At 72.3% G+C, this 24,790-nt stretch carries 20 protein-coding genes; 10 read left to right on the top strand and 10 right to left on the bottom strand.

Annotation, left to right across the window (positions count from 1 at the left end):
* The first annotated feature begins 60 nt into the window (after nt 1-60).
* The gene (locus Vqi01_RS21380; RefSeq protein ID WP_204036607.1) at nt 61-567 is read left to right on the top strand and encodes a hypothetical protein; all 507 of its coding nucleotides are present in this window, start codon (nt 61-63) and stop codon (nt 565-567) included.
* Between the two features lie 8 nt (nt 568-575).
* Here Vqi01_RS21380 and Vqi01_RS21385 read toward each other — a convergent pair whose 3' ends face one another.
* Nucleotides 576-3,617 (bottom strand): Tn3 family transposase, encoded by a 3,042-nt coding sequence (locus tag Vqi01_RS21385; protein WP_204036608.1) that lies wholly within the window; start codon nt 3,615-3,617, stop codon nt 576-578.
* Nucleotides 3,618-3,845: 228 nt separating this feature from the next.
* Between Vqi01_RS21385 and Vqi01_RS21390 the strand changes: the two genes are divergently transcribed.
* From Vqi01_RS21390 to Vqi01_RS21405, 4 genes are all read left to right on the top strand, one after another.
* On the top strand, nt 3,846-4,265 hold the full coding sequence (locus tag Vqi01_RS21390) for a DUF6069 family protein (protein ID WP_204036609.1): 420 nt from the start codon (nt 3,846-3,848) through the stop codon (nt 4,263-4,265).
* A 118-nt stretch (nt 4,266-4,383) separates the two neighbouring features.
* Nucleotides 4,384-4,809, top strand: coding sequence for an Hsp20/alpha crystallin family protein (locus Vqi01_RS21395; RefSeq protein ID WP_204036610.1), 426 nt, complete (start codon nt 4,384-4,386; stop codon nt 4,807-4,809).
* 226 nt (nt 4,810-5,035) lie between these two features.
* On the top strand, nt 5,036-6,034 hold the full coding sequence (locus Vqi01_RS21400; protein ID WP_204036611.1) for a tyrosine-type recombinase/integrase: 999 nt from the start codon (nt 5,036-5,038) through the stop codon (nt 6,032-6,034).
* A 56-nt stretch (nt 6,035-6,090) separates the two neighbouring features.
* On the top strand, nt 6,091-6,549 hold the full coding sequence (locus Vqi01_RS21405) for an Rv0361 family membrane protein (protein ID WP_204036612.1): 459 nt from the start codon (nt 6,091-6,093) through the stop codon (nt 6,547-6,549).
* Here the strand turns inward: Vqi01_RS21405 and Vqi01_RS21410 are convergent.
* From Vqi01_RS21410 to Vqi01_RS21425, 4 genes are read right to left on the bottom strand one after another with little or no spacing between them, the layout of a single operon-like run.
* The gene (locus tag Vqi01_RS21410; protein WP_204036613.1) at nt 6,543-7,256 is read right to left on the bottom strand and encodes an ABC transporter ATP-binding protein; all 714 of its coding nucleotides are present in this window, start codon (nt 7,254-7,256) and stop codon (nt 6,543-6,545) included. The two genes, Vqi01_RS21405 and Vqi01_RS21410, sit on opposite strands and share 7 nt — an antisense overlap.
* Nucleotides 7,253-8,221, bottom strand: a complete 969-nt coding sequence (locus tag Vqi01_RS21415; RefSeq protein WP_204036614.1) for an ABC transporter ATP-binding protein — start codon at nt 8,219-8,221, stop codon at nt 7,253-7,255. Before Vqi01_RS21415 ends, Vqi01_RS21410 begins: the two co-directional genes overlap by 4 nt.
* Entirely contained in the window at nt 8,221-10,911 is a 2,691-nt protein-coding gene (locus tag Vqi01_RS21420) for an FtsX-like permease family protein (protein WP_204036615.1), read from the bottom strand. Before Vqi01_RS21420 ends, Vqi01_RS21415 begins: the two co-directional genes overlap by 1 nt.
* A 52-nt stretch (nt 10,912-10,963) precedes the next feature.
* Entirely contained in the window at nt 10,964-14,170 is a 3,207-nt protein-coding gene (locus Vqi01_RS21425; protein WP_204036616.1) for an FtsX-like permease family protein, read from the bottom strand.
* Nucleotides 14,171-14,416: 246 nt separating this feature from the next.
* On the opposite strand from Vqi01_RS21425, the gene Vqi01_RS21430 reads away from it, so the two are divergent.
* Entirely contained in the window at nt 14,417-15,289 is an 873-nt protein-coding gene (locus Vqi01_RS21430; protein WP_204036617.1) for a Rieske (2Fe-2S) protein, read from the top strand.
* A gap of 70 nt (nt 15,290-15,359) precedes the next feature.
* Here the strand turns inward: Vqi01_RS21430 and Vqi01_RS21435 are convergent, their stop codons facing one another.
* The 4 genes from Vqi01_RS21435 to Vqi01_RS21450 all read right to left on the bottom strand — a co-directional run bounded on the left by Vqi01_RS21435 (nt 15,360) and on the right by Vqi01_RS21450 (nt 19,219).
* Nucleotides 15,360-16,091, bottom strand: a complete 732-nt coding sequence (locus Vqi01_RS21435) for a thymidine kinase (RefSeq protein ID WP_372444395.1) — start codon at nt 16,089-16,091, stop codon at nt 15,360-15,362.
* 43 nt (nt 16,092-16,134) lie between these two features.
* The gene (locus Vqi01_RS21440) at nt 16,135-17,529 is read right to left on the bottom strand and encodes an MFS transporter (protein ID WP_204036618.1); all 1,395 of its coding nucleotides are present in this window, start codon (nt 17,527-17,529) and stop codon (nt 16,135-16,137) included.
* A gap of 26 nt (nt 17,530-17,555) precedes the next feature.
* On the bottom strand, nt 17,556-18,323 hold the full coding sequence (locus Vqi01_RS21445) for a glycerophosphodiester phosphodiesterase family protein (RefSeq protein ID WP_204036619.1): 768 nt from the start codon (nt 18,321-18,323) through the stop codon (nt 17,556-17,558).
* A gap of 116 nt (nt 18,324-18,439) precedes the next feature.
* Nucleotides 18,440-19,219, bottom strand: a complete 780-nt coding sequence (locus Vqi01_RS21450) for a lysophospholipid acyltransferase family protein (RefSeq protein ID WP_204036620.1) — start codon at nt 19,217-19,219, stop codon at nt 18,440-18,442.
* Between the two features lie 179 nt (nt 19,220-19,398).
* Here Vqi01_RS21450 and Vqi01_RS21455 point away from each other — a divergent pair, with 179 nt between their 5' ends.
* From Vqi01_RS21455 to Vqi01_RS21465, 3 genes are all read left to right on the top strand, one after another.
* Nucleotides 19,399-20,814 carry a cytochrome ubiquinol oxidase subunit I gene (locus tag Vqi01_RS21455; protein WP_204036621.1) on the top strand — a complete coding sequence of 472 codons (1,416 nt, stop codon included), beginning with the start codon at nt 19,399-19,401 and terminating at the stop codon, nt 20,812-20,814.
* Between the two features lie 12 nt (nt 20,815-20,826).
* Nucleotides 20,827-21,825 carry a cytochrome d ubiquinol oxidase subunit II gene (gene cydB / locus Vqi01_RS21460; RefSeq protein WP_204036622.1) on the top strand — a complete coding sequence of 333 codons (999 nt, stop codon included), beginning with the start codon at nt 20,827-20,829 and terminating at the stop codon, nt 21,823-21,825.
* A 103-nt stretch (nt 21,826-21,928) separates the two neighbouring features.
* Nucleotides 21,929-23,095 (top strand): GNAT family N-acetyltransferase, encoded by a 1,167-nt coding sequence (locus Vqi01_RS21465; RefSeq protein WP_204036623.1) that lies wholly within the window; start codon nt 21,929-21,931, stop codon nt 23,093-23,095.
* Nucleotides 23,096-23,190: 95 nt separating this feature from the next.
* Here Vqi01_RS21465 and Vqi01_RS21470 read toward each other — a convergent pair whose 3' ends face one another.
* Nucleotides 23,191-23,880, bottom strand: coding sequence for a hypothetical protein (locus tag Vqi01_RS21470; protein ID WP_204036624.1), 690 nt, complete (start codon nt 23,878-23,880; stop codon nt 23,191-23,193).
* Nucleotides 23,881-24,026: 146 nt separating this feature from the next.
* Between Vqi01_RS21470 and Vqi01_RS21475 the strand changes: the two genes are divergently transcribed.
* Entirely contained in the window at nt 24,027-24,758 is a 732-nt protein-coding gene (locus Vqi01_RS21475) for an SDR family oxidoreductase (protein WP_204036625.1), read from the top strand.
* Nucleotides 24,759-24,790 lie beyond the last annotated feature (32 nt).

The following is a 24,790-nucleotide window of genomic DNA, read 5'->3' on the forward strand; positions in this document are numbered from 1 at the left end:
CCATGCCGATCGCGACGCGCAATTCGCCGGCGGTCTGCCCGGTGTGCACGAGCAGGGGCGGTGGCGGCGTCCAGACGCTCGACCGCTGCGGCGGTGTCGTCGGCTGGCGGCGTGATCAGGGCGGCCAGCACCGCGATGACCGCGTCCGCGGCGACGGTGGCGTGCACCGCCAGGTTTCAGCACCTGTTCCAGCCCGGCCGGCTCATCACCGCTGTTGTCCGCGCCGCGCAGCGTTGCCCGCAGGCTGGTGACCGTTGCGGACAGTCGCCGGGCCCGCCAGTGCGCCAGTGCGAGGCGCTCGAAGGCGACCCGGACCGTGGCGGCATCGTAGGTGTCTTGATGGTCATCGACGTCGTGGCCATCGAGCTCGGCCGTGCCGAATGCCAGCTCGGCGGCGACGGCGTGGCGTTCCGCGGCGGCGACCAGCAGTCGGCTCAGGTGCAGCGCGTTCTGTTGTGGCATGCCGGAGGAGATGTAGATGTGCTGGCCGAGGGCTGCCAGCACGTCGACGAGTTGCTCCACCGACGGGGGCGGGCTGGTCAGCGGGGCGGGGCGGGCACGAGGTGATCCTCCGGTCATTCGGGTTCGCGGACGTCGGGGTCGCGCAGCGGCCGGCGGCCGCCGGCGAGTTCGGGCAGGGTGAAGGAGTAGTGGCCGTGCACGTTGATGTGCCTGGCCTGGTAGGCCGACAGGCGGGCGGCGTCGGCGTCGGTGACCGGGTAGCCCTGGGCGCGCAGCGTGTCCAGGGCGTGGTCCAGGTAGATCGTGTTCCACAAGGTCACGCAGTTGAGGACGAGTCCGAGGGCGCCGAGTTGGTCTTCCATGCCGGCGTGGTAGGCGCGGTGCAGCTCGCCCTTGCGGCCGTGGAAGATGTGCCGGCCCAGCCCGTGGCGGCCTTCCTGCAGGTTGCGCATGGCTTTGAGTTGCCGGCGATAGCTGGGGTCGTCGACGAAGGTCAGCACGTGCAGGGTCTTGAAGATGCGACCGTAGGTGGCGACGGCGTCGCCGAGTTGGGTCAGCCGCCCGTCGTGTTGCAGGATCCGGATCGCGTCGTGGGCGGAGATATCGCCGGCATGGATGGAGACGATCACCCGCAGGATGTCCGGCCAGTGCCGGGTGATCTTTCCTAGGTCGATGCGACCGCGGGCGGCCCGGTCGAGGCTGCCGTAGTCGGCGCCGGCGTCGATCCGCCACAGTTTGGCATCGGGCAGGTCGGCCAGCACCGGCCGGTAGTCGTAGCCGAGCAGGGTGACGATGCCGAACACCACGTCGGAGTACGAACCGGCGTCGGTGATGAGCACCTCCGGGCGGGGCCCGCCGTCGGGGTGGTACACGAGGTCGACCAGGTGCAGGGTGTCCCGAGGGGTGCCCGACAGGACTTTGCCGGCGGTGCCCATCGCCTGGTCGGAGACCATGTTGAACCAGGTGACGCCGCGTTTACGAGCGAAATACTTCGGGTTCGCCCGCGCGTCGGCGGTACGGACCGGCACGACGAAACGCATCCCATCGACGGCGGCGACCAGGCCGCCGCCCCACGCCCTGGCCAGGCCGATTTCGGCCTGGGCGGCCAGGAGCACCGCGTTCGCGGCCGTGTAGCATTCTGGGCGCAGGTAGTGCTGGTCGACGTGGGCCAGCCGCCCCCGGTTCAACGCCGGCGTGTCGGCGATCATCGGCGTCAAGCCGACGTTGAGCGCGTGCGCGGTCAGCAGCGCCGCGACCGATATGTGTAGGTCCGCCAGTCGGCTCGTGCCGCCGGTGACCGCCGTGAACGCCTCCCCGAACCCCGGGTACAGCGCCATCAACTCCAGGATCACCTCGGGCATGTCGACCGCCGGCAGCATGCCCGTGGTACGCCGCCGCAGGTCAGCCAGACTGGGGGGCTCATCGAGGGCGTCATCCTTGGCCAGGTGCAGCCGCCCGGCCGCGTCGATGCGTACCTGCCCGCCGTGGTCGATGCCGCCGGCAGTGTCGCGCCACGCGGCGTCCAGGTCCTGCGCGTGCGCGGCCAACAGCTCGTCCGGTGACTCCGGCAACCCCAGCGCGCCCAATGCAGGGCCTTTGACAGCCCGCCACCGGGCACCGGCCAGCAGGCGTGCCCGCGGATCGGCGAAACGGTCGGACACCACGGCGAAGATGTCCCGGTGCTTCAGCCGGGTGTGGAACAGCTCCAGCACGCAGAACACGTAGGCGTTGCGGTCCACCGTGCCCTCCGGCCGGTCCTTCGCGAAGACCAGGCGTTGCCACCAGCCTTTCGGCACCAGGTCTACATCAACAGCGCGGGCGTCCAGGAACCCGGTCGGCACCCGGTTGCTCGGCCGCGCGTCCAGCAGCTCGGGCAGTCGGCGCATCGCTTCCAACACCCGCCGGGCGTCGGCGGCCGCCCCGAACTCGATCACCTGGCACAACATCTTCACGAAACCGCGCACGCTGGCGAACCGTTCCACCACCGCGGCCCGCCACTGTCCGTCAGGATCGGTGTCCGCCGGTGAGATCAGCGGAGTGACGCCCTCGACGGCGGCGCGCAGCCGCGCCCGCGACCCGACCGTCGAGTCAATCGCGTCCCACACCGCGTCCAAGGGCACACCCTCGCCCCACTCGGCGGCGTCGAGCAGCACCTGCACCGCCTGGGCCAGCACCGGGGCGTGCCGGGCGTACGCGCGGTGCTGGCGAAGCTTCTCCTTGTCCGCGGTCTTACTCGCCCGCCCGACGAGCTCGCCCGTCATGAACACGTCGAACAGTTCAAGGGCGTCATCGGTGGCGGTGACCTCCAGCCACCGCACCGTCGCCAGCAGCGTGGCGATCCTGCGCCGGTACGGGTGCCGCGCCAGCTTCGGCGCCTTCGCCGCCAGCCCGTAACGGGCCAGCCCGATCACCCGACGCGTCGGCACCGCGCCGGTGTCCACCCGCCGCATCCCCAAGCCCGCAACCTCCGCCACCCGCTCCAGGGCGCGCACCATGCCACGGCCGGTGGTGGAACGCTCGGCGCGCCGCCACCGGTCCAGCCGCGAACGACGCTGACCCTCCGGCACCAGCAAGAGCCGCTCCAGATCCACGGCCTGCTCCGCGCTCACCGCGCCCGCGAGAGCGTCATACAGGCGAAGCTCCGTCGCCTCCCGCACCTCGGCAACCAACTCCACCAGCGTCGTCACGCCCGGCAGCAGCACCCTGTGCTGCCGCAGCCACCCCACCGCGGCGAAGAACAACGCCCGCGGACCGTCCCCGGTCGTCCACGCCTCGTCATCCAACCACCGCACCAGCCCCGGCCGGCCCGCCGCGAACGAGACGTACCCGAACACCTCGCCGAGCTCCCACTGATGCTCCAGCCGGGTCTTCTCCCGCTCGGTGTACCGCTTCACCACCGACGGGTCAGCAACCTGCAACTGCGCCGCCACGTAGTCCAACACCATCAGCGGCACGTCCAGCGGATCCGTCAGGAACGTACCCAGATGCCGCACCGTGACCAACTGCAACGCGAACCCAAGCCGGTTGTGATCACCCCGCCGCCGGCCGATCAACTCCCGATCCGCGTCATCCAGGAAGAAGAACCGCTCCACAGCCGCCTGGTCCAGCGGCTCGGCCCCGAACCGGCCGTACGCGGCAACCTGCTCATCCGTCAAGAACCTGCTCGGCACGAGCCATCAAAGTACGGCACATCCACCCACATCACTAGCCCCGGCTTAACGCCGGATTCCCGGCCGTTGGTCCTCAAGGGCCGAGACGAAGGCCGGACAGACCGGTACTAGCGCGGCGGCGTCCGGGTGACACGTTTTAGTCTCGCAGCAGATAGTCTCGTGCAAGACTATCTGGTACGGTCATCATGCTGGGTTCCCAATCGAGGAGTAACTATGAGTAGCACCACCGCGCATACCGTCAACAGCACCGCCGCGCCCCCGCGCCGCCGGCCTCTCGGCGTCCTGGCGGCCGTCGCGGCCTGCGTCGCGATCTGGCTGGTCGGGGCACTCGGCGGCGTCGACTACGCGGTACGCAGCCCGGGGCAGCCCGAGGTGGCCGTCAACCTTGTTCCGGTCGTCGCCTTCTCCCTCGTCGCCGCCCTGCTGGGCTGGGCGACGCTGGCCATTCTGGAGCGGATCGCCGGGCGGCGAGCCACCACCATCTGGTTCAGCCTCGTGGTGGCGGTGGCGCTGCTGTCGTTCGCGCCCCTGGTGCAGGTCGACGCCACCGCCGGCGCCAAGCTCGCCCTGGGCGCGATGCACCTGGCGGTGCCGGCCACCCTGATCGCCCTGCTGCCGAAGCGCAATCACTGATCATCAACTCGCTCGACTTGACGATGGGCGGCGGGCGCGCTAAATACAGAAGTGAACTTGAGTCAACCGGACTCAACTCGATGAGAACCTTCGGCCAGAGGAACCGAGGAGGCACGACATGCTGATGCGCACCGACCCGTTCCGGGAGATCGACCGACTCGCCGAGCAGTTTCTCGGCACCACCAGTCGGCCGGCCGTCATGCACATGGACGCCTACCGCGACGGCGACTACTTCTACGCCGCCTTCGACCTGCCCGGAGTGGACCCCGACAGCATCGACTGCACGGTCCAGCGCAATGTGCTCACCGTCCGCGCCGAGCGTCGCCGGCCCGCCGGCGACAACGTCGAACTCGTCGCCGCCGAACGCCCGATGGGGGTGTTCAACCGGCAGCTCTTCCTCGGCGACAGTCTCGACACCGACAAGCTCGAGGCCGGCTACGAGAACGGCGTATTGACGCTGCGCATCCCGGTGGCCGAGCGGGCCAAGCCGCGCCGGGTCACCATCACCGCGACCGGCAACGGCCACAAGCAGATCAACGCCTGACACCGGCGGCGGGGGCAGGACAAACCTTTCCACCCCCGCCGCCGCCCCTCCCCACCCCCGCGATCTTGCACTTTCCGTCGCCCGATTACGGGACAAAGCACGCGAACAGCCGACCAAAAGTGCAAGATCGCGGAAGCGGATGGGGGAGCGGGGGAAGCGGGGGGCGATCATGGCGCTTCGGCGCGCCTGCGCTCTCGACAACGCACGAACTGAGAACCTTCCTCACATGCGTTCGTCCGACCTGCCGGTGCTGTCGCAATCACCGGCCCCACCCGCCCTGCCCGACGAGCCCCTCGCCGTCACCGAAGCCTGGCTGGGCAACCGTCGGCTCAGCGACCACACCCGCGACGCGTACCGCCGCGACGTCACCGGCTGGCTCGCCTGGTGCGCCGACCGCCACCTCGACCCGCTACGAGCCAACTTCCTGCACGTCAACGAGTACGGCCGAGCCCTGGAGAGCAGCCGGTCCGCGCGTACCGGCCGACCATTGACCCCGGCCACCGTGGCCCGCAAGCTGTCCGCCCTGTCCAGCTGGTACGACTTCCTGGTCAAACTGCGGGCGATGGACACCAACCCGGTCGCCGGCGCCGACCGCCCCCACGTCGACCGGGACCATTCGGCCACCGTCGGACTGGCCCCCGACGAGGTCGACGCGCTGCTCACCGCCGCCGAGGCCGACACCGGGCCGACCGCCGCCCGCAACCGCGCCGCCATCGCCCTGCTGGCCGACCTCGGACTACGCGTCGGTGAACTGGTCGCCCTGGACCTCACCGACCTCGGCGCCGAGCGGGGGCACCGCAGCGTGCGCTTCGTCGGCAAGGGCGGCAAGGCCCGCCGCCGGGCACTGACCCCCTCCACCGCGTACGCCGTGGACGCCTACCTGGCCGAGCGGGCCACCCGACAGGGCGTGCCCGTCGCCCAGCTCACCGGGGCGCTGCTGGTCACCGCCAGCGGCGCCCGCCTGGACCGGCACTCGGTGTTCCGGCTGGTCCGCCGGCTCGCCCGAACCGCCGGGATACCCGCCTGGGCCCGACTGTCGCCGCACTCGCTGCGGCACGCCTTCGCCACCACCGCCCGCGCCGAAGGCGTACCGCTGGAGGACGTGCAGGACGCGATGGGCCACGCCGACCCGCGCACCACCCGACGCTACGACCGGGACCGGCACAACCTGGACCGCGACCCCGCGTACGCCATCTGGGCGGCCCGCGCCCGCCGCCGCGGCTGACCCCCGCCCCGATTTTCGCGCCCGCCGCCGCGGCGGATTCTCTACCGTCGAGTGATGTGGGCGCGGAGCAGCCGTGGAGCAGACCGGCCCGGCGACGCCGTCCGGTCCGGGCCGGACTCGCCCTCGCCGGCGCCGCGGTGGCCCTGTGCTGCGTCGGCGTCGCCGGGCTGGGCGCCTGGAACGTGCAGGTGGTCACGCAGGCCGCCGGCCCGGTCCGGAACACCGCCGAAGGGTTCCTGCGGGAGGTCACCGCCGGCGACACCGACGCCGCGTACCGGCGGCTCTGCGCCGACGCGCGCACCCGGTGGAGCCAGCTCGGCTTCACCAGCTGGGTACGCACCCCGCCGGTGGTGCGCGACTACGAGATTCTGGACGTGTCGGTGGCCACCCGCGCCGGCCGGCCGTACGGCACCGTCACCGTACGCCTGACCCGCGAAAGCGGCACCACCGAGCAACGTGACCTGTCGGTGGTGCGCGACGACGGCGGCTGGCGGATCTGCGGCGACCCCTACTGATCCACCGCCACCGGTGCGGCGGACTCGACCAGCCGACCGTCACGCAACACCAGCACCCGGTCGGCCAACTCCACCAACGTCGGGTCGTGCGTGGCCACCAGAGCGGTCATCCCCCGGGAATGCACCAACGCCCGCAGCAGATCCATCACCGCCCGGCCCGTCTCCGAGTCCAACTGGCCGGTGGGCTCGTCGGCGATCAGCAGCGCCGGGTCGTTGGCCAGGGCCCGGGCGATCGCCACCCGCTGCTGCTGCCCGCCGGACAACTCGTACGGCCGCTGCCCGGCATGGCCACCCAGCCCGACCAGCTCCAGCAACACCGCCACCCGCTCCTCGCGCTGCGCGGCGGGCAGCTTCGCCAGCCGCATCGGCACCCCCACGTTCTCCGCCGCGGACAGGATCGGAATCAGCCCGAAGGACTGGAACACGAAACCGATGCTGTCACGGCGCAGCCGCAGCAGATCCCGCTCGCCGGCCGAGGTCACCTCGTGACCGGCCACCCACACCCGCCCGGAGGTGGGCCGGTCCAGACCGCCGATGAGGTTCAGCAGGGTCGTCTTGCCCGCCCCCGAGCGTCCCCGCACCGCGATCAGTTCACCCCGGCCGGCGCGCAGCGACACGTCCCGCACCGCGTGAACCACCCGGTCGCCGCTGCCGTAGTCGCGGCACAGCCCCTCGACCCGGACCAGATCATCGCTGCTCTCGCTCACCGCGTACCCTTCTCGTCGCCGGGGCGGACCTGCACGTGGTCCGGTTCCAGGGTCAGCTTCACCCGGTCCCGCAGCGCCAGCGCGTCGACGAAACCCGCGGGCAACTGCATCCGCCCGGCCCGGTCCAGCACCGCGTACTCCTCGGTGACCAGTTCCTCGACGCCGTCGGCGCCGACCCGGGCGGTGCGGTGCACCTCCGAGGCGGTGCGCCCGTCGCGGATCGCGACGGTCCGCCGGACCTGGGAGGCGACCTGCGGATCGTGGGTGACCACCACGACGGTGACACCCAACTCGGCGTTGATGGTGCGCAGCGCCGCGAACACCTCCGCGGCCGTCGCCTCGTCCAGCTCACCGGTCGGCTCGTCGGCGAAGAGCACCTCCGGGTCGTTGGCCACCGCCACCGCGACGGCGCAGCGCTGCTGCTCACCGCCGCTCATCTGCCCCGGCCGGCGGTCCGCGCAGTAGCCGACGCCGACCATCTCCAGCAGCTCCGTCGCCCGCCGCCGGCCGGCCCGGCCGCCCCGCCCGGCCAGCCGCATCGGCAGCTCCACATTCTCCCGGGCGGTCAGGTACGGCAGCAGGTTGCGCCCGGTCTGCTGCCACACGAACCCGACCGTGTGCCGCCGGTACCGCAGCCGCTTGCGCGCCGACATGGTCAACAGGTCGTAGCCGGCCACCCGGGCGATCCCCGCAGTCGGGGTGTCCAACCCCGACAGGATGTTCAACACGGTGGACTTGCCGGACCCGGACGCACCCACGATGGCCACCAGCTCACCCCGGTCCACGACCAGGTCGAGGCCCTGCAACGCGACAACCTCCACGCCCTCGGTGGCAAAAATCCGCACCAGGCCGTCGCAGACGATGTGTCCCCGCAACCGGTCGGCGCCGCCGGCGCGCGCGGCGGCCCGTTGCGCCGCCCGCTGCTGCAGCGTCGCAAAGTCCGGTGCGTCCTTCACGACAGTCATCAGTTCTCCTCTCCCAGACGCAGCACCTCGCCGAGGCGCATCCGTCGGTTCGCCAGGGTCTCCGCCAGCAGACCGACCATCAGGCCGAGCACCACCATCGCCAACACTCCCCCCACCACCAGTGGATCCAGGTGATCCCGGATCGGCACGCCGGGGGCGAACGCGGACAACCCGAGGGTCGAGCCGAGCATCCGGGGCAGTGCCACCCCGACCACCGCACCGGTCACGGCCGCGACCACCACCAGCGGCACCAGCTCGTACACCAGCAGCCGGCGGCCGTGGGCGGCGGGCAGGCCGAGCGTACGCAGCCGGGACAGCATCCGGCCCCGACCGGTGGCGTCGGCGAGCACCGCGAACCCCACGGCGAGCACCGCCAGGGCGGTGCCCCCAGCCGCACCGGCGGTGAACGCCAGGGTGAGCACCTCGTTGGCCCCGGTCTGCTCCAACCCTTCCCGGTACGCCCGCCAGGTCTCCAACCCCGCCGGCACCTGCGGCCGCGTCACCTCCACGCCGAGCACCGCGGACTGCCGCCGCCGCTGCGCGTCGTCGGCCACCTCCAACAGCCGCACCCGGTCGATGTCGTCGCCGGCGATCAGGTACCGATTGGGAATGATCGGGGTGAACTCGTACTCGGGCAGCGCCTGCCACGGCAGCACCACGAACCGGCCGACGCCCAACCCCACGCCCGGGAAACCGTCGACCACCCCCGCGACGTGGAACTCGTACAGCCGGCCCTGCACATCGGCCACCGCAGCGCCGTCGAGGTCCGCCGCCACCTGCGCGGAAACCACCGCGGGCACCGGCCCGTCACCGCGGGCGGCGGTGCGCAGCGCGGCAGGCACGTCGACGTCGACTCCGCTGCGGGCCACCACGTCGGCGAACGCCGGGCCGTCCACCACCAGCACCCGGGTCTGGCCGAGCGTCTTGGCCTGCGGCCCGGCCTCCGACAGCAGCCGCCGGTTGGACTCCACCCACACCGGGGCCACCGCCTGCACCCCGGGCACCCCGGTCAGCGCATCGGCCGCGTCGGGCGCGAAAGCGTACCCGGTCAGCCAGGCATCGGCCGGGACGGCCAACGTCGCGGCCCGGTCCCGGGCGACGGCGACGGTGGTCGTGACCACCCCACCGAACACGCCGGTACTGACGGCGACGATCAGCACGGCCAGCGGCCCCAGCGCCACCGGCGCCCCCCGCCCCGCGCGGGCGACACCGAGGAACAACAACGCACCCCGGGCCCGCCTGGTCAACCGGGTGGCCAGCCGCAGCGGCCACGGCAACAGCCGGATCGCGACCAGCGCGGCGGCGACCGCCACCAGCACCGGCACCGAACTGAGGTACGCGTCGACACCGCCGGCCGCATCGAGGCCACGACGGCGCAGCAGCACCACGCCCAGCCCGGCGAGCACCAACACGCTGGCCTCGCCGGTCAGGCGGCGCGCCGACGGACGCTGCCGGAGCAGGTCGGCCCGTCCGGCGACCAGCCCGACCCGCCGCTGCGAGTGCATGGCCAGCAGCGGCACCACGGCGGTGGTGAGCACCGCCAGCAGCAGCACCTCCCAGGGTGTCCCGTCCGCGCGGCCCGGCACCCGGGTGCCGACCAGCCAACCGAGCAGCACGGCGAGTGGTTGCACCGGCGCCGCCTCGGCGAGGGTACGCAGCCCGATCGCGGCCAGCGACGCACCCCGGGCCCGCAGCAGCGCCAGTTCGTCGCGGCGGCGGCCCACCGTCAGCCGGGCGGCCAGCAAGATCAGCCCGAGCAGGCTGGCGACCAGGCCGGCCAGCACGATGGCCAGCAGGGCCTGCACCGCGCGCATCTGCTCGGCGAAGCGGGTCAGCGCGACGTCCAGCGACCCGTGCACCTTCGATCGGGGCAGCCATTCGGTGCGCCGGGTCTGCGTCACCGCCGCGGTGACCGCCTCCACCATGGAGGTGTCCAGCCGCTGTTCGTCAACCCGGTACCGCCACCCGTACGTCGACAGCGCCCCGCTGGCGGAGGCCACGGCGTCGATCCCGGCCCAGTCGGTGACCGCCCCCGCGAGGTAGGGCTCGCCGTCGGCGACCGGCACGACCGGGTTCAGCGCAAGCGTCAGATCGTCCCAGACCGGATCGTCGGGATCACGCGGGTCGAACACCCCGACGACCTGCGCCTGCGCCTGCCCGCCGGACCCGGCCAGGCGCAGCCGGGCGCCGGGACGCAGCGACAGCATCTCGGCCACCACTGTCGACACCGCCAACTCGGCCGGCCCGCTCGTCTCGGTGCGCGGCCACCGGCCGTCGGTGAGGACAGCCGCCTCCTCGACCCCGGTCTGCGCGCGCACGCTGACCTGCTTGGTCGCGCCACCGTCCAACGGTGGGACGTCACCGGTGGCGGTCAGTTTCTTCTCGTCCAGCCAAGCCGAGTACCACCGGCGGTCCACCAGAGCGGGCAGCGGTTGCGGCAGCGCGTCGGCGAGCCGGTCGAGGTCGCCCCGGCCCACCGCGGCGTCCGGAGGATCGAGGGGAAACTGTTCGACGACGATGGACACGTCGCGGACCAGGTGCGGCAGCCGGTCCACGTCGGCGTGCAACCCCCGGTCGGCGTGCCCGTTGGCCAGTCGGGGCACGGCGGTCACCAGCAGCGCCGCCACCAACCCCAGCGCCGCCAACAGGCCCACGTGGGCGCCGTACGCCCTGATCCGCCTAACGCTCACCGGTCCCGCCTTTCGTTCGCGACTGCGGGGCTCGCAAGCTCACTCCTCGCGCTCACCGGTCCTCCCCGATGCGCAGCTGCGTGGCGACCAGCCGCCGCCGCATGGTCATCGACACCGCCGCGCTGAACGCCAGCGCCAACACCAGCAGGCCCACGCCGGTGGCGACCACCGGCGGCCAGTCGATGCTCAACAGCGGCGGTGGATGCGGCCGTTGCGCGGCCGGGGTGAGGATGACCAGCGGCGCCATCGTCGCGGCGACGCCGACCCCGACGGCCAACCCGACCAACACGCCCATGCCGGCGAGCAACGACTGCTCGGCCAGCAGCGACCTGGCCACCAGGCGGTGTCCCGCGCCGAGGGTGTGCAGCACGGCCAGTTCCGTGGCCCGCCGGCGGGCGGTGGCGCTGACGTCCACCGCCACCCCGACGGCGGCCAGCAGCACCGCGGCCAGGGCGGCGGCGAACAGCGCACCCCGGGCACCCACCCCGAACGGGTCGCGGGCCAGTTCGGCGGCGACGTCCTCCCGACCCAGCACACTCAGCCCGTCGAGCGCGGCGGCCGCGGTGGCCGCCTGCTGCGCCTGTCCGGGCCGGGCGGCCAGCCACCACTCCTGCGGCGAGCGGACGATGCCGTTGTGGTGGAAGATCTGGGCGCTCAGCGACGGCAGGTCGACCAGCAGGGCCGCGTCCTCGGCGTCGCCGGGCAGGGTGGTCACGGTGTCGACGACGGCGATGTCGACCTCGGCGCCACCGAGGAACAGCCGCGTCTGCGCGCCGACGTCCAGGTGCAGTGCGGTGAGCGCCTGCGGGGTGGCCAGCACCGGCACCCGGGCGGCGGCTGCCGGCCGGGAGATGCCCAGTTGCAGGAGCGAACCGCTGGCCCAATAGTCCGATATGCCACGCACATATTTGACAACCAGCGTGTTTTCGGCGGCCGCCGGGTGCGAAGCCACCGGACCGGACCGCGCACTCAACTGCCACGGCCCGTCGGCAGCCAGGTCGACCGGCGTGCCGGGGGAGGCATTCGGGCTGGCCCGCAGGTCGGACAGTTTCCAATCGAGGGTCATCTGGTCCGAGCCGACGGTTTCGACGGTGAACCCGGCCAGCCGCCACCCGTCCCCGGTGGGCAACTCCACGGAGAACCGCAGTGGTTCGCCGCCGTCGGTGGTGCCCAGCAGCAGCCGTCGGTGTCCGTCCCGGGTTCCGGCGAGCACCACATGGTGGCGTACGGGCGCGGCGACACCGAAGGGGGCGTCGACTCGGGTGAGCAGTCGCCCGGTCAGCCGCCGCGTGCCCGCCGGCAGCGCGGTGTCCGCTGCCGTGACGCGCCCGTCGGCGAGAGCGCCGAACAGGTTGTCGGCGGAGCCGCCGGCCAGGTCGGGTCGAATCCGCATCACCTCGCCGGCGGCCTGGGCGTCCATCGCCAGCACGGTGGCGGGCACGGCGGCCGGCCCGAGACGCATACTGTCCCGCCAGGCCGCCACGACCGCCTCCGTGCCCGGCAGATCGGTGAGCTGGTCGGCCCGGTCGTCGGGAGCGAAACCGTTCACCTCGGTCAGCCGCAGGTCGGCGCCGACCTGATGGGCGGCCTGATCGTCCAGTGAACGCCGGGAGGTGCCGGCGAGTGACCAGGCCAGGGTGCCGACCGCGACGGCGAGAGCGAGCAGCAGCACCGGCCCGGCGTGCGGCCGGCGGCCGGCCTGCCAGGTGCCGAGCATGACGGCGGCCCACGGTTTGCGGTCCAGCCAGCGCTCCGCGAGCCGGACCAGCGGAGGCAGCAGCCGCAGGGCGAGCACCGCCCCGGCCAGCACCCCGAGGGTGGGGGCGGCGGCCAGCAGGGGGTCGACGCCCAGCTCGCCACCGCGGGATCGCGACAGCGGTGAGGAGTAGCGGCTGAGCTGGTACCAGGCCAGCAGGGCCAGACCGACCAGCACCACATCCAGCCCGGCCCGCTGCACCACGCCGCGTCGGCTCGGGCGGGACCGGCTGGCCATGTCGGCGATGTAGCTGCCGCCACGGCGCAGGCTCGGCCCGATCATCGCCAGCGCGCAACCGGCGGCCGCAGCCCCGGCCACCAGCCACACCATCGAGTCGGGTGAAACGTCCGGACGCAGCGAGACCGCGGCGAGCCCGGGCAGCCGGTGGGCGGACCCGAGCAGCTCGGCGACGATCGGTGGGGTCAGGACCGCGGCGGGCAGGACGACCAGGGTGGCCTCCCGGGCGGTCAGCCCGGCCAACTGCCAGCGGGCGGCGCCCCGGGCGCGCAGCAGCGCGGTCTCGCCGCGGCGGTGCTCGGTGAGCAGGATGGCGACCAGCAGCAGCGCGTACCCGCCGAGCACCACCACCAGCAGCATCGGGGTGACCAACGCGGACCGGCCGACGAGGGTGGCCTGCTGCAACCGCGGCACCAGGTCGGCGAGGCCGCTGGTGGCCACCGCGGAGTCACCCAGACCGGCCGCCGCCGGGGTGGCGGTGACGATCCGGGTGGCGACCTCGGCCAGCCGGTCCAGCGCGCCGGTGGTGCTGATCCCGGACAGGTCGGGCTCGACCAGCCAGCCGGCGGAGGCGTTGGCCAGGAAGTGGCGGACGAAGTCGTCGCGGTGCACGGTCAGCGGGCCGTAGGTGGCCGCCTGCGGCATCGCACCGGTCGCCGCCTCCGGCGCCAACCGCCAGTACGCGTCGTCCGGGTCCACGGGGGTGAACACCCCCACCACGGTCACCTCGGTGACCCGGTCGGTGAGCCCGTCGGTGATCGGAATGCGGTCGCCCACCCCCACCCGCAGGGTCGCCGCGGCCGCTGCGGCCAGGGCGGTCTGCGGCTGGGCCGCGCCGGCCTGCGGCCAGGCGCCGGCGGTGAGCCGGGCGTGCGCGGGCAGGTCGTCGAGGAACATCACCGAGGCGTAGATGGTGCCGGTGCGGTCGGCGACGGCCTCCCCGGTGTCGCCCCGCAGCTGCCGGCCGGCCGCGTAGCCGGCGGCGGTGACCCGGGCGGTCAGCCCGTCCAGGTCGACCTCCACCTGCTCCCGCAGAGCGGTGTCGCGCTCCCGCAACACCTCACCGGTACGCCCGGCGGAGGCCCGCACCAGGATCGACCGTTCCTCGCCGGTGGCGGCGGCGAGCACGTGGCGGGTGCCCGAGTCGACCACGTCCCGGTTGTACGCGGCCAGACCGGTGAGCGCCACGGTCGCCACCAGCGCCGCCCCGGCCGCCGCGAGCAGCAGTCCCTTCGTGCCACGGGCGCGTCGCAACGCGAGCCTCATCCGTCGTACCCCCGCTGGTCTACGAGCCGGTACGGGCCCGCGGTCGGTGTCGTCATGCATCAGGAGCGGCGGGCCTTCGGAAAAGGTTCGCGGCAGTGATCGTTTCGTTATGTGGCTCGACGCGAGTTGACCCGGATGTTGGACCACGTCCGCCGTCTTCCACGTCTTCGCCGCAATCGTGCGGCTTCCCCACCGGTCCGGGGCGGGCGCTGGGTTTGAGTGCCAGGTTGCGGGGTATGGGCGGCCATGCGTACAGCACTGATGAACAAGCTGGAGCGTGCGTCCGCGCTGGACCGGGTGGGGGACAGGCTACAGCCGAAGGTGTGGTCGTTGCTGCGGCCGCAACGGGTCAAGGATGCCCTGCACGGGGTGTGGCTGGGCCATCCGCTGCACCCCGCGCTGGTGCAGATCCCGATCGGCGCCTGGATGAGCAGCGCGGTCCTTGACCTGATGCCCGGGCGGCGACGGACGCCCGGGCAGGAGCGGGCCGCCACGACCCTGGTCGCAGTCGGCACGGCGAGCGCGCTGCCGGCCGCGCTGACCGGCATCAACGACTGGTCGTGGCTCTGGCAGGAGGAACGGCGTGTCGGCCTGGTGCATGCCGCCACGAACACCCTGGCGGTGGCGCTCTACGCGGGCTCGCTCGCCGCACGGTTGCGCGGGCGTCACGGGCTCGGTCGTACGCTCGGGTTGTTCGGCTTGACGGCGGTGAGCGCGGGCGGGTATATCGGCGGCCACCTCGTGTACAAGCAGACCGCGCAGGTCAACCAGGGCGCCCCGGACATGCACCGGGTCGAGTACGGGTGGCGCCGGGTGGCCGATGTCGACTCGCTGCCGGAAGGCCAGATGCTTGCCCGGCGGGTCGACAACGTGCCTGTGGTGGTCTACCGCGACGGCAGCGACATCACCGTCATGCTGGCCCGCTGCGCCCACCAGAGCGGGCCGCTCGACCAGGGCAAGGTGATCCAGGTCGACGGGCAGCCCTGTGTCGTCTGCCCCTGGCACGGCAGCACCTTCCAGTTGAAGGACGGAGAGGTCGTGCACGGCCCGGCCAGCACCGATCAGCAGGTCCTGGCCACGCGGATCACCAACGGCGTGCTGGAGGCCGCACTGCCCTGACACCACAGGAAGGTGGACTCCCGCCGGCTGTGCACCTCGCACGACGAAAAGGAGGCGGCGTCTGCGCCGCTCAGCCCTCGGCGATGGCCGGGCGCGGGCCGAGGTCGCCGGCGCGGTGATGCCGCCGGCAGAGCACCTGGTAGCGGAGATCGCCGGTGTCGACGGTGTCGCCGATGACGACCTGCTCGCCCTCCCGGACCACCCGCCCACCCGCGACGCGGGCGTTGAGCAGGCCCTCCCGGCCGCACCAGCACAGCACCTCGACCTGGATGCGGGCTACCGAGTCGGCGAGTTCGAACAGCCGCTGGGCGGCGGGGAACAGGCAGGACCGGAAGTCGGTGGCCAGACCGAAGGCGTACACGTCCACGTCGTAGCTGTCGACCAGTTCGGCCATCTGCTCCACGTGCTGCACCGAGTAGAAGCTGGCCTCGTCGCAGATCAGGTAGTCCACCCGTACGCCGTCGGCCCACGCGTTGCGCACCAGGGCGCGCAGGTCCACCTCGTCGGTGATCTCGATCGCCTCGTGGGCCAGCCCGATGCGGGAGGTGACCTGCGGGCCGAGGGAACGGTCGATGCGGGTGGTGACCAGCCCTCGTCGTCCCTGCCGGGAGTGGTTGTGGTTCATCTGCAGGGCCATCGTGGACTTGCCGCAGTCCATCGGGCCCCAGTAGAACCGCAACGCGGCCGCGTGCGCCGGCCGCCCGTCCACACCCCGGGCGACAACGCACGCGACCGGGTTCTCGCCCGGCGCCCGCAGCGGTCGGGCCAGGCAGGTCGGTGTCGCGTCGTCGGCGGTAGTCACGAACGGGCAGCCTAGCCGATCATCACCGGGCCGCCGGTGCGGGTCACAGCACCCGCGGCGGAGTGTTGCCGGCCGCGACGATGGCCCGGCGCATCGGCACCGCCAGCAGCAGCGCGAAGCCGACCACAAAGAAGATCAGCAGGGAGACCAGGCCCACCCGGTAGGAGTTGGTCAGCTGGAACACCAGGCCGAACGCCAGCGGCCCGAGCCAGCTGGTGCCCTTGTCGCTGATCTCGTAGAAGCCGTAGTACTCGCCCTCCTTGCCGACCGGGATCAACTGGCTGAACAGCGACCGGCTCAGCGCCTGGCTGCCGCCGAGGACCAGGCCGATGGCGCCGCCGAGCAGCATGAACGGCAGCGGCGCCTCGGCCGGCAGCCGGAACGCGGCCACGATCACCGCGGTCCACAGCACCAGGCTCAACAGCACGGTCTTCCAGGCGCCGATGCGCCCGGCCAGCCCGCCCAGGGCCAGCGCCCCGCCGAAGGCCAGGAACTGCACCAGCAGGATCGTCACGATCAGGGTGCTCTGCTCCAGCCGCAGCTCCTCGGTGCCGTACTGGCTGGCCAGCGTGATGACGGTCTGGATGCCGTCGTTGTAGACCAGGAACGCCAGCAGGAAGAACAGCGTCAACGGGTACGCCTTGACCTCCCGCAGGGTGCGACCGAGCTGCCGGAACCCGTCGGTCAGCACGTTGCCGCGGCCACCGCCGGCCAGCGCGGCGGCCGTGGGGTGTTCACGTAGCCAGCGCAGCGGCACCAGGGTGAACGCCGCCCACCACAGACCGGCCGAGACGATGGACCAGCGGGCCAGGTCCAGGGTGCGCTCGGGGGTGCCGTTGTCGAACGACTGCACCGCGACGAGGTTCAACGCCAGCAGCAGACCTCCGCCGAGGTAGCCCAGCGCCCAACCGCGGCTGGAGATGCCGTCGCGTTCGTCCGGCCCACCCAGCTGCGGCAGGAACGAGTTGTACACCACGATCGCCGCGCCGAAGCTGATGTTGGCGATCAGGAACAGCGCGCCGCCGAGCAGGTACCGGTCACCGGTGACGAAGATCATCCCGATGGTGGCGAACGCGCCGGTGAACGCGGTGCCGGCCAGCAGTCGCTTCTTGTGCAGCGACCGGTCGGCGATGGCCCCGACCACCGGCAGCACGAAGACCGTCAGCAGCACCGACAGCGAGATCAAATACGGGTAGTACGAGCCGGCGGCCACCTTGATGCCCAGCGGGTAGACGTACCCGGCGCAGTCCGCGCCGAGTTCGCACCCGGCGGCGACCTTGGCGACGCTGGTCAGGAACGGCCCGAGGAACACCGTGATGACGGTGGTCTGAAAGGCCGAGTTGGCCCAGTCGTAGAAGTACCAGCCGGTGCGCTCGCGGCGCGTGCTGGTGGGCGGTGGGGTGTCGTCCTGCGCGGCGTGGGTCACCGTCTCGGCCATGTGGGGTTCCTTTGCCCTCAGGATGTTCAGGCGGCCCAGTGGCCGCGGCTGCGGTAGACGTCGCGCAGCACGCCGACGTGGTCGGTCATGATGCCATCAACCCCAAGATCAAGTAACTCGTGCATCTCGGCGGGTTCGTCGATCGTCCAGACGTGCACCTGCAGCCCCAGCCGATGCGCCATCCTCAGGAACCGGCGGTCCACCACCGGCACCCGGCCGTAGCGCACCGGCACCTGCGCGGCCACCACCGACGGCGGCAGCCGCACCGGCCGGCCGGTCAGCGAGGCCCACCGCAGCCGGGCCACCCCGCGCACCCCGAGGCTCGTGGCCACCCGCCCGCCGGTCATCGCCCGCAGCCGGGCCAACCGGCTGTCGCTGAACGAGGCCAGCAGCACCCGGTCACCCGCGCCGGCCCGGTCGAGCGTGGCCACCGTCGGCGTCACCGCCGGGTCGGACTTGACGTCGATGTTGAACCGTACCTGCGGCCACGCGTCGAGCACCTCGTCGAGGCGGGGCACCGCGGCGGCGCCGCCGACGCGTACCGTGGCCAGGTCGGCCCAGCGCAGCGCGGCGACGCGTCCCCGCTGCCCGGTGAGCCGGTCGAGGGTGGCGTCGTGGAACACCACGGCCACCCCGTCGGCGGTGGCGTGCACGTCGGTCTCCACGTACCGGTACCCCAGGTCGACCGCACGGGCGAAGGCGGCCGTGGTGTTCTCGTCGCCCCCGGCGGCACCGCCGCGGTGCGCGAACGCCAACGGAACGGGAGAGTCCAGGTAGGCGTAGCCGGTCGACACGCAGCGCAGTATGCCCGGCTGCCCGCAACCGCCGGTGACCGGGACGTGTCGCAGCACCCGAGCCGGTCGCCCGCGACCAGCGGCCACGACGGCCGCCACCGGTTCGGGGGCGCCGATCAGCCGGCGGCCGGCCGGCGCCGGTGCGAGCGGCTGGTGTCGACGGGACGTCCGGGGTCCACGTGCCGGGGCCGGTCAGGTTCGTCCGGCCGCAGCGGGGCGAGGGCGTCGGTGAGGGCGTCGATGATCCGGTCGGTGGCCTGCCGGGCCGCGCCGGGAGCGCCGTGGGTCAGGTCGGCCAGCGCCACCGGGTCACCGAAGTGCACCCGCACCGTCGGGCGGCGCAGCAGCGCGCGGGCGATGCCGCCCAGCATTCCCTTGGGCGCCCGGTAGGGCAGCACCTCGTGGCTGCCCCACTGGGCGACCGGGACGACCGGGGCGCCGCAGGCCAGGGCGAGTCGGGCGGTGCCGGTCTTGCCGCGTTCGGGCCACAGGCCCGGGTCCAGGCCGATGCGACCTTCGGGGTAGATCAGGATCGCCGCGCCGGCGGCGGCCGCCGCGGCGGCGTCGTCCAGGGCCCGGTGTACGCCGCTGGTGCCCCGGTCGACGCGGATGTGCCCGGCGGCGCGCATGGCGGCGCCGATCACCGGTACGCGGAACAGCCCGCCGGTGGCCATGATCCGGGGCGCGATCCGGCGGGCCCGGCAGGCGGCGGTGAGCACGATCGGGTCGAACGGGCTGATGTGGTTGGCGGCGAGGATCAGCGGCCCGCCGCGCAGCCGCGCGGGGATGTCGCCGGTGACCTCCAGGCGGGCCAGCAGCCCCACCACGATGCGGGCGAGCACCTGCACGGCGCGCCAGATCAGCGGTGGTTGCCAGGGGGAGTGGGCGACGTCCATCAGCCGATCATGGTCGCACGTCCGGCGTCACCGGCGGCGGGCGGGGCGGGCCGTAGGGCAGAGGTGAGCAGGGTCATCGGTCCCGGGACGATTCAGGTCTGACGCCCCTGCCGAACCCTCTACGACACCCGGTAGTATTTACTACGTCTTGTAGTACGAGTGCAGCCTGGGGGTCGCAGGTGGACGCGTTGGACGTCGCCCGCTGGCAGTTCGGTGTCACCACCGTCTACCACTTTCTCTTCGTGCCGCTGACCATCGGCCTGTCCGTCCTGGTCGCCATCCTGCAGACCCTCTGGCACCGCACCGGCAACGAGAAGTACCTCAAACTCACCAAGTTCTACGGCAAACTCTTCATGATCAACTTCGCCATGGGCGTGGTCACCGGCATCGTGCAGGAGTTCCAGTTCGGCATGAACTGGAGCGACTACTCCCGCTTCGTCGGCGACATCTTCGGCGCACCCCTGGCCATCGAGGCCCTCGTCGCCTTCTTCCTCGAATCCACCTTCATCGGCCTGTGGATCTTCGGCTGGGACCGGCTGCCCAAACGCGTGCACCTGGCCACCATCTGGGCCGCCGCCATCGGCACCAACCTCTCGGCCTACTTCATCCTCGCCGCCAACTCGTTCATGCAGAACCCCGTCGGCTACCGCTACAACCCCGACACCGGCCGGGCCGAACTGACCGACTTCGTCGCCGTGCTCACCAACGAGGTCGCCCTGATCACCTTCCCGCACACCATCGCCGGCGCCTTCCTCGTCGCCGGATCGCTGCTGGTGGCGGTCGCCCTGTGGCACCTGATCCGCAACCGCGACAGCGCCGACACCCCCGCCTACCGCTTCGCCGCGAAGTTCGGCTCCTGGGTCACCCTGGTCGCCACCGCAGCCGTCGTCATCACCGGCGACATCCAAGGCAAGATCATGACCGAGGTGCAGCCAATGAAAATGGCCGCAGCCGAAGCCATCTACGACACCGAGAGCCCCGCGTCGCTCTCCGTACTCACCATCGGCAGCCTCGACGGCAGCCGCGAACTGTTCGCCATCAAGATCCCCTACCTGCTGTCCTACCTCGGCACCGGCGACCCCAACGGCACCGTGCACGGCATCAACGACCTCCAGGCCCTCTACACCGCCCAGTACGGCCCCGGCAGCTACACCCCGATCATCCCGGTCACCTACTGGAGCTTCCGCTTCATGATCGGATTCGGGCTCGCCGCCGCCGCCATCGCCCTGCTCGTGCTCTGGACCCAACGCCGCGGCCGCGCCGTGCCCAACAGCAAGTGGCTGCTGCGCGCCGGCCTGGCCATGCCCATCCTGCCGCTGCTGGCCAACTCCTTCGGCTGGATCTTCACCGAGATGGGCCGCCAACCCTGGATCGTCTTCGGCGAAATGCTCACCCGCGACGGCGTGTCCCGCAGCGTCTCCCTCACTGAGGTCCTCACCAGCTTCACCGCCTTCACCCTCATCTACGCCGTCCTCGCCGTCATCGAGGTGAAACTGCTCATCCGCTACGCCAGGGCCGGCGTACCCGACGTCACGCCCGCCGCCGAACCCGACGACACCGACGACACCGAACGCCCGCTCGCCTTCGCCTACTGACCGGAGCCCATCGTGGAACTGACCACCATCTGGTTTCTCCTCGTCGCCGTGCTGTTCACCGGCTACTTCATCCTCGAGGGCTTCGACTTCGGCGTCGGCATGCTGCTGCCCGTCCTCGGCCGCGACGACCGCGAACGCCGCGTCATGATCAACACCATCGGGCCGGTCTGGGACGGCAACGAGGTCTGGCTCATCACCGCCGGCGGCGCCATGTTCGCCGCCTTCCCCGAGTGGTACGCCACCCTCTTCTCCGGCTTCTACCTACCCCTGCTGCTCATCCTGCTCGCGCTGATCGCCCGCGGCGTCGCCTTCGAATACCGCCACAAACGCCCCGAGCCCACCTGGAAACGCCGCTGGGACAACGCCATCTTCTACGGCTCGCTCATCCCCGCCGTCCTCTGGGGCGTCGCGTTCGCCAACATCCTGCGCGGCGTACCCCTGTCCGCAGACCACGAGTACGTCGGCGGCCTGCTCGACCTACTCAACCCGTACGCCCTGCTCGGCGGCGCCACCACCGCGGCGCTGTTCCTCACCCACGGCGCCGTGTTCATCGCCCTCAAAACCCTCGGCGACATCCGCGACCGCGCCGCCGCCCTCGCCGTGCGCCTCGGCGCGATCGCCGCCGTGCTCGCCGTGGCCTTCCTCGCCTGGACCCTGACCATCCGCTCCAGCGCCGCCGCCGTCGTGCTCGCCGCCGGCGCCGCCGCAGCCCTGCTCGGCGGGCTCGCCGCCGCCAAGGTACGCCGCGAAGGCTGGGCCTTCACCGGCACCGCCGTGGCGATCGCCCTGGCCGTGGCGACCCTGTTCGCCGCGCTGTTTCCCAACGTGCTGCCCTCCACGCTGGACCCCGCCGGCACCCTGACCGCCACCAACGCCGCCTCCACCCCCTACACCCTGAAGATCATGACCTGGGTGGCGGTGATCTTCACCCCGATCGTGCTGGCCTACCAGGGCTGGACCTACTGGGTCTTCCGCAAGCGCATCGGCGTCACCCACATCCCGCAACAGTGACCCGGCGATCGGCACGCGCCGCTCATCCACCACACCGCCGCACCGACCCCTCCCGGCCGACAAACCCCTCGACAGCCTCGCCGACGCGGCTATCGTCGGGCGCGTGCAACCCACCGTCCGCGAACTCCACCCCGACGAACTCACCGCCGCCTGGCACCTCGGCCGGCTCGCCTTCGGCTCCGACCCGCAACAACCCCCACCACCGCCTAGCACCAACCACACCATCTACGGCGCCTTCGACGGCGCCAACCTCATCGGCAAAGCCGTCGACCTGCACGACGAACAGTGGTGGAGCGGCCGGACCGTGCCCACAGCCGACGTCGCCGGCGTCGCCGTCGCCCCCGAAGCCCGCGGCACCGGCGTCGCCCGCGCCCTCCTACGTACCCTGCTGCGCGGCGCCCACGACCGCGGCGCCGCCATCAGCGCCCTCTTCCCCAGCACCCCCGCCCCCTACCGGGCCTGCGGCTGGGACATCGCCGGCCAGCTGCGCACCCTCGACCTGCCCACCGCCGCGCTGCCCCGACACCGCCCGCAACCGCACCTGGCCGTACGCGCCGGCACCAGCGCCGACCTGCCCGCCACCGCCGACCTGCACCGGCGCGTCGCCCGACACCGCAACGGCCTGCTCACCCGCGCCCACCCCCGGTTCAACACCGGCGACGAACTGCCCTACGACGGGCTCACCCTCGTCGAACACGACAACACCCTGGTCGGCTACGCCGGCTGGGACCGCGGCCGCGGCTACAGCCCCGACGCCGTACTCACCGTCGAGGACATCCTCGCCGCCGACGCCGACGCCGCCCGCGCCCTCGTCGGCGTCCTGGCCAGCTGGCACAGCGTCACCCCGACGCTGCGCGTCACCCCACTACCCGGCGACGCCATCTGCGCCCACCTGCCCCTCGAACTCGCCCGCGAACACGGACGCGACGCCTGGATGCACCGACCCGTCGACGTCGTCCGCGCCGTCGAAACCCGCGGCTGGCCCGCCCACACCCACGGCACGGTCACCTTCACCCTCACCGACGACCTCGCCGACTGGAACACCGGCACCTGGCAACTCACCGTCGCCGACAGCACCGGCACACTGCACCGGGTCACCCACGACGCCGACCTGCACCTGACCGTGCGCGGCTTCGCGCTGCTCTACACCGGCACCGCCACCGCCCGCACCCTCGCCGAAACCGGCCTGCTGCGACACACCACCCCGGACCCGAGCGCCCTGGACCTGCTCGCCGCCGGCCCACCCGCCCAAGCCCTCGACTCCTTCTGACCGGCTCCCGACCAGCGGCCTTCCGGCCCGCCCACCCAGCAAACGGCAACGGCCGGCCCAGGCAACCGCCCGGGCCGGCCACGCCCCACCGCCGATCAGCCCGCCTCGCGCAACTCCGCCAACCGGGCCTCGATCTCCGCCAACTCCGCCCGCAACTTCTCCGCCTGCCGCTCCGCCTCCGACCGTTCCGCGGCCAGGATCTGCTCCACCGCCTCCTGCACCCCCGGCACATCCACCAACGCCACCATCCGCAGCGCCTCCGCCGGCTTGAGCACGTACGGCTTGGCCAACACCTTCCCACCCTGCTGCGCCGCCACCGTCCACTCACCCTCGGCGTACGCCAACGTCACCGTCAACCCCGCCGGCCCCTTCGGCTTCACCGCCTTCACCGCCCGCCGCGCCGGCTTCGTCTCCACCGCCTCCACCTTCGGCTCCTCCCGCTCCTCCCGCCGCGGCTGCGGCGCCTGATCCAACACGAACTCCGGCCCCGCCACCACCGGCTCGGCCGACGGCGGCTCCACCTTCTGCTCCACCGGCCGACGCCCCGCACCCTTCGGCGCCACCGCCACATCCGCGGGGGAGAAGGGCAACTCGTCACGACCGAACCGCACCACCACGAACTCGTCGGACACCGCCGGATCCGTCAACTCCACCACCTGACCCAACTGCCCGGCGATCTGCCCCGCCGCCGCCGTGAACACCACCCTCGGCTTCCGGCCCGCGGCCAACGCCTCCCGGATACCGCGTACCTCCTCATCGGACAAACCCTGGCCAGCGGCACCCATCGCACAACCTCTTTCCTCGTACACGTGTCCAGACGCCTGCCTTGATACCAGCCGCCAGCGACAACCCGAAGATCAGCCCCCACCACCCACGCCGCGACCACCACCGGTAACGTCGCCCACACCGACCAGGGCAGGGGAGCAGACCAATGACGACACCCGTCACCGTCATCACCGGCGGCACCCGCGGCATCGGCGCCGCCACCGCCCGCCGCCTCGCCCACACCGGCCACCACCTCGCCCTCGGCTACCACCGCGACCACCACACCGCCGACACCATCACCACCGAACTACGCGCCACCGGCGTACGCGCCATCGCCGTACCCGCCGACACCCGCGACCCCGACCAGGTCACCGCCCTGTTCGACGCCGCCGCCCAACTCGGCCCCATCACCGGCCTGGTCAACAACGCCGGCATCACCAGCCCCATCGGCCCCTTCACCGACCTCCACCCCGACGACCTGCGCCACGTCGTCGACGTCAACCTCATCGGCTACGTCCTCTGCGCCCAACAGGCCGCCCGCCGCATGACCCACGGCGCCGCCATCGTCAACATCTCCTCCGCCGCCGCCACCCTCGGCAGCCCAGGGGAGTACGTCCACTACGCCGCCGTCAAAGCCGCCACCGACACCCTCACCATCGGCCTGGCCAAGGAACTCGCCGGCCACGGCATCCGCGTCAACGCCGTCGCCCCCGGCATCATCCGCACCGACATCCACGCCCTGTCCGGCCAACCCGACCGACCCGACCGCGCCGCCAGCCGCATCCCACTCGGCCGCCCCGGCGAACCCGACGAGGTCGCCGCCGCCATCGCCTGGCTGCTCAGCCCCGACGCCTCCTACACCACCGGCGCCATCCTCCGCGTCGGCGGCGGCCTCTGACCACCACACCGCCGCTCGCGACACCCCGGCAG

The sequence above is a fragment of the Micromonospora qiuiae genome (genome assembly GCF_016863555.1).
GTDB classification, from domain to species: domain Bacteria; phylum Actinomycetota; class Actinomycetes; order Mycobacteriales; family Micromonosporaceae; genus Micromonospora; species Micromonospora qiuiae.

Coding starts and splice junctions, on each gene's coding strand:
- Vqi01_RS21390 (WP_204036609.1), top strand. CDS start 3,846: ATGAGTAGCACCACCGCGCATACCGTCAACAGCACCGCCGCGCCCCCG.
- Vqi01_RS21395 (WP_204036610.1), top strand. CDS start 4,384: ATGCTGATGCGCACCGACCCGTTCCGGGAGATCGACCGACTCGCCGAG.
- Vqi01_RS21400 (WP_204036611.1), top strand. CDS start 5,036: ATGCGTTCGTCCGACCTGCCGGTGCTGTCGCAATCACCGGCCCCACCC.
- Vqi01_RS21415 (WP_204036614.1), bottom strand. CDS start 8,221: ATGACTGTCGTGAAGGACGCACCGGACTTTGCGACGCTGCAGCAGCGG.
- Vqi01_RS21425 (WP_204036616.1), bottom strand. CDS start 14,170: ATGAGGCTCGCGTTGCGACGCGCCCGTGGCACGAAGGGACTGCTGCTC.
- Vqi01_RS21430 (WP_204036617.1), top strand. CDS start 14,417: ATGCGTACAGCACTGATGAACAAGCTGGAGCGTGCGTCCGCGCTGGAC.
- Vqi01_RS21440 (WP_204036618.1), bottom strand. CDS start 17,529: ATGGCCGAGACGGTGACCCACGCCGCGCAGGACGACACCCCACCGCCC.
- Vqi01_RS21450 (WP_204036620.1), bottom strand. CDS start 19,219: ATGGACGTCGCCCACTCCCCCTGGCAACCACCGCTGATCTGGCGCGCC.
- Vqi01_RS21470 (WP_204036624.1), bottom strand. CDS start 23,880: ATGGGTGCCGCTGGCCAGGGTTTGTCCGATGAGGAGGTACGCGGTATC.
- Vqi01_RS21475 (WP_204036625.1), top strand. CDS start 24,027: ATGACGACACCCGTCACCGTCATCACCGGCGGCACCCGCGGCATCGGC.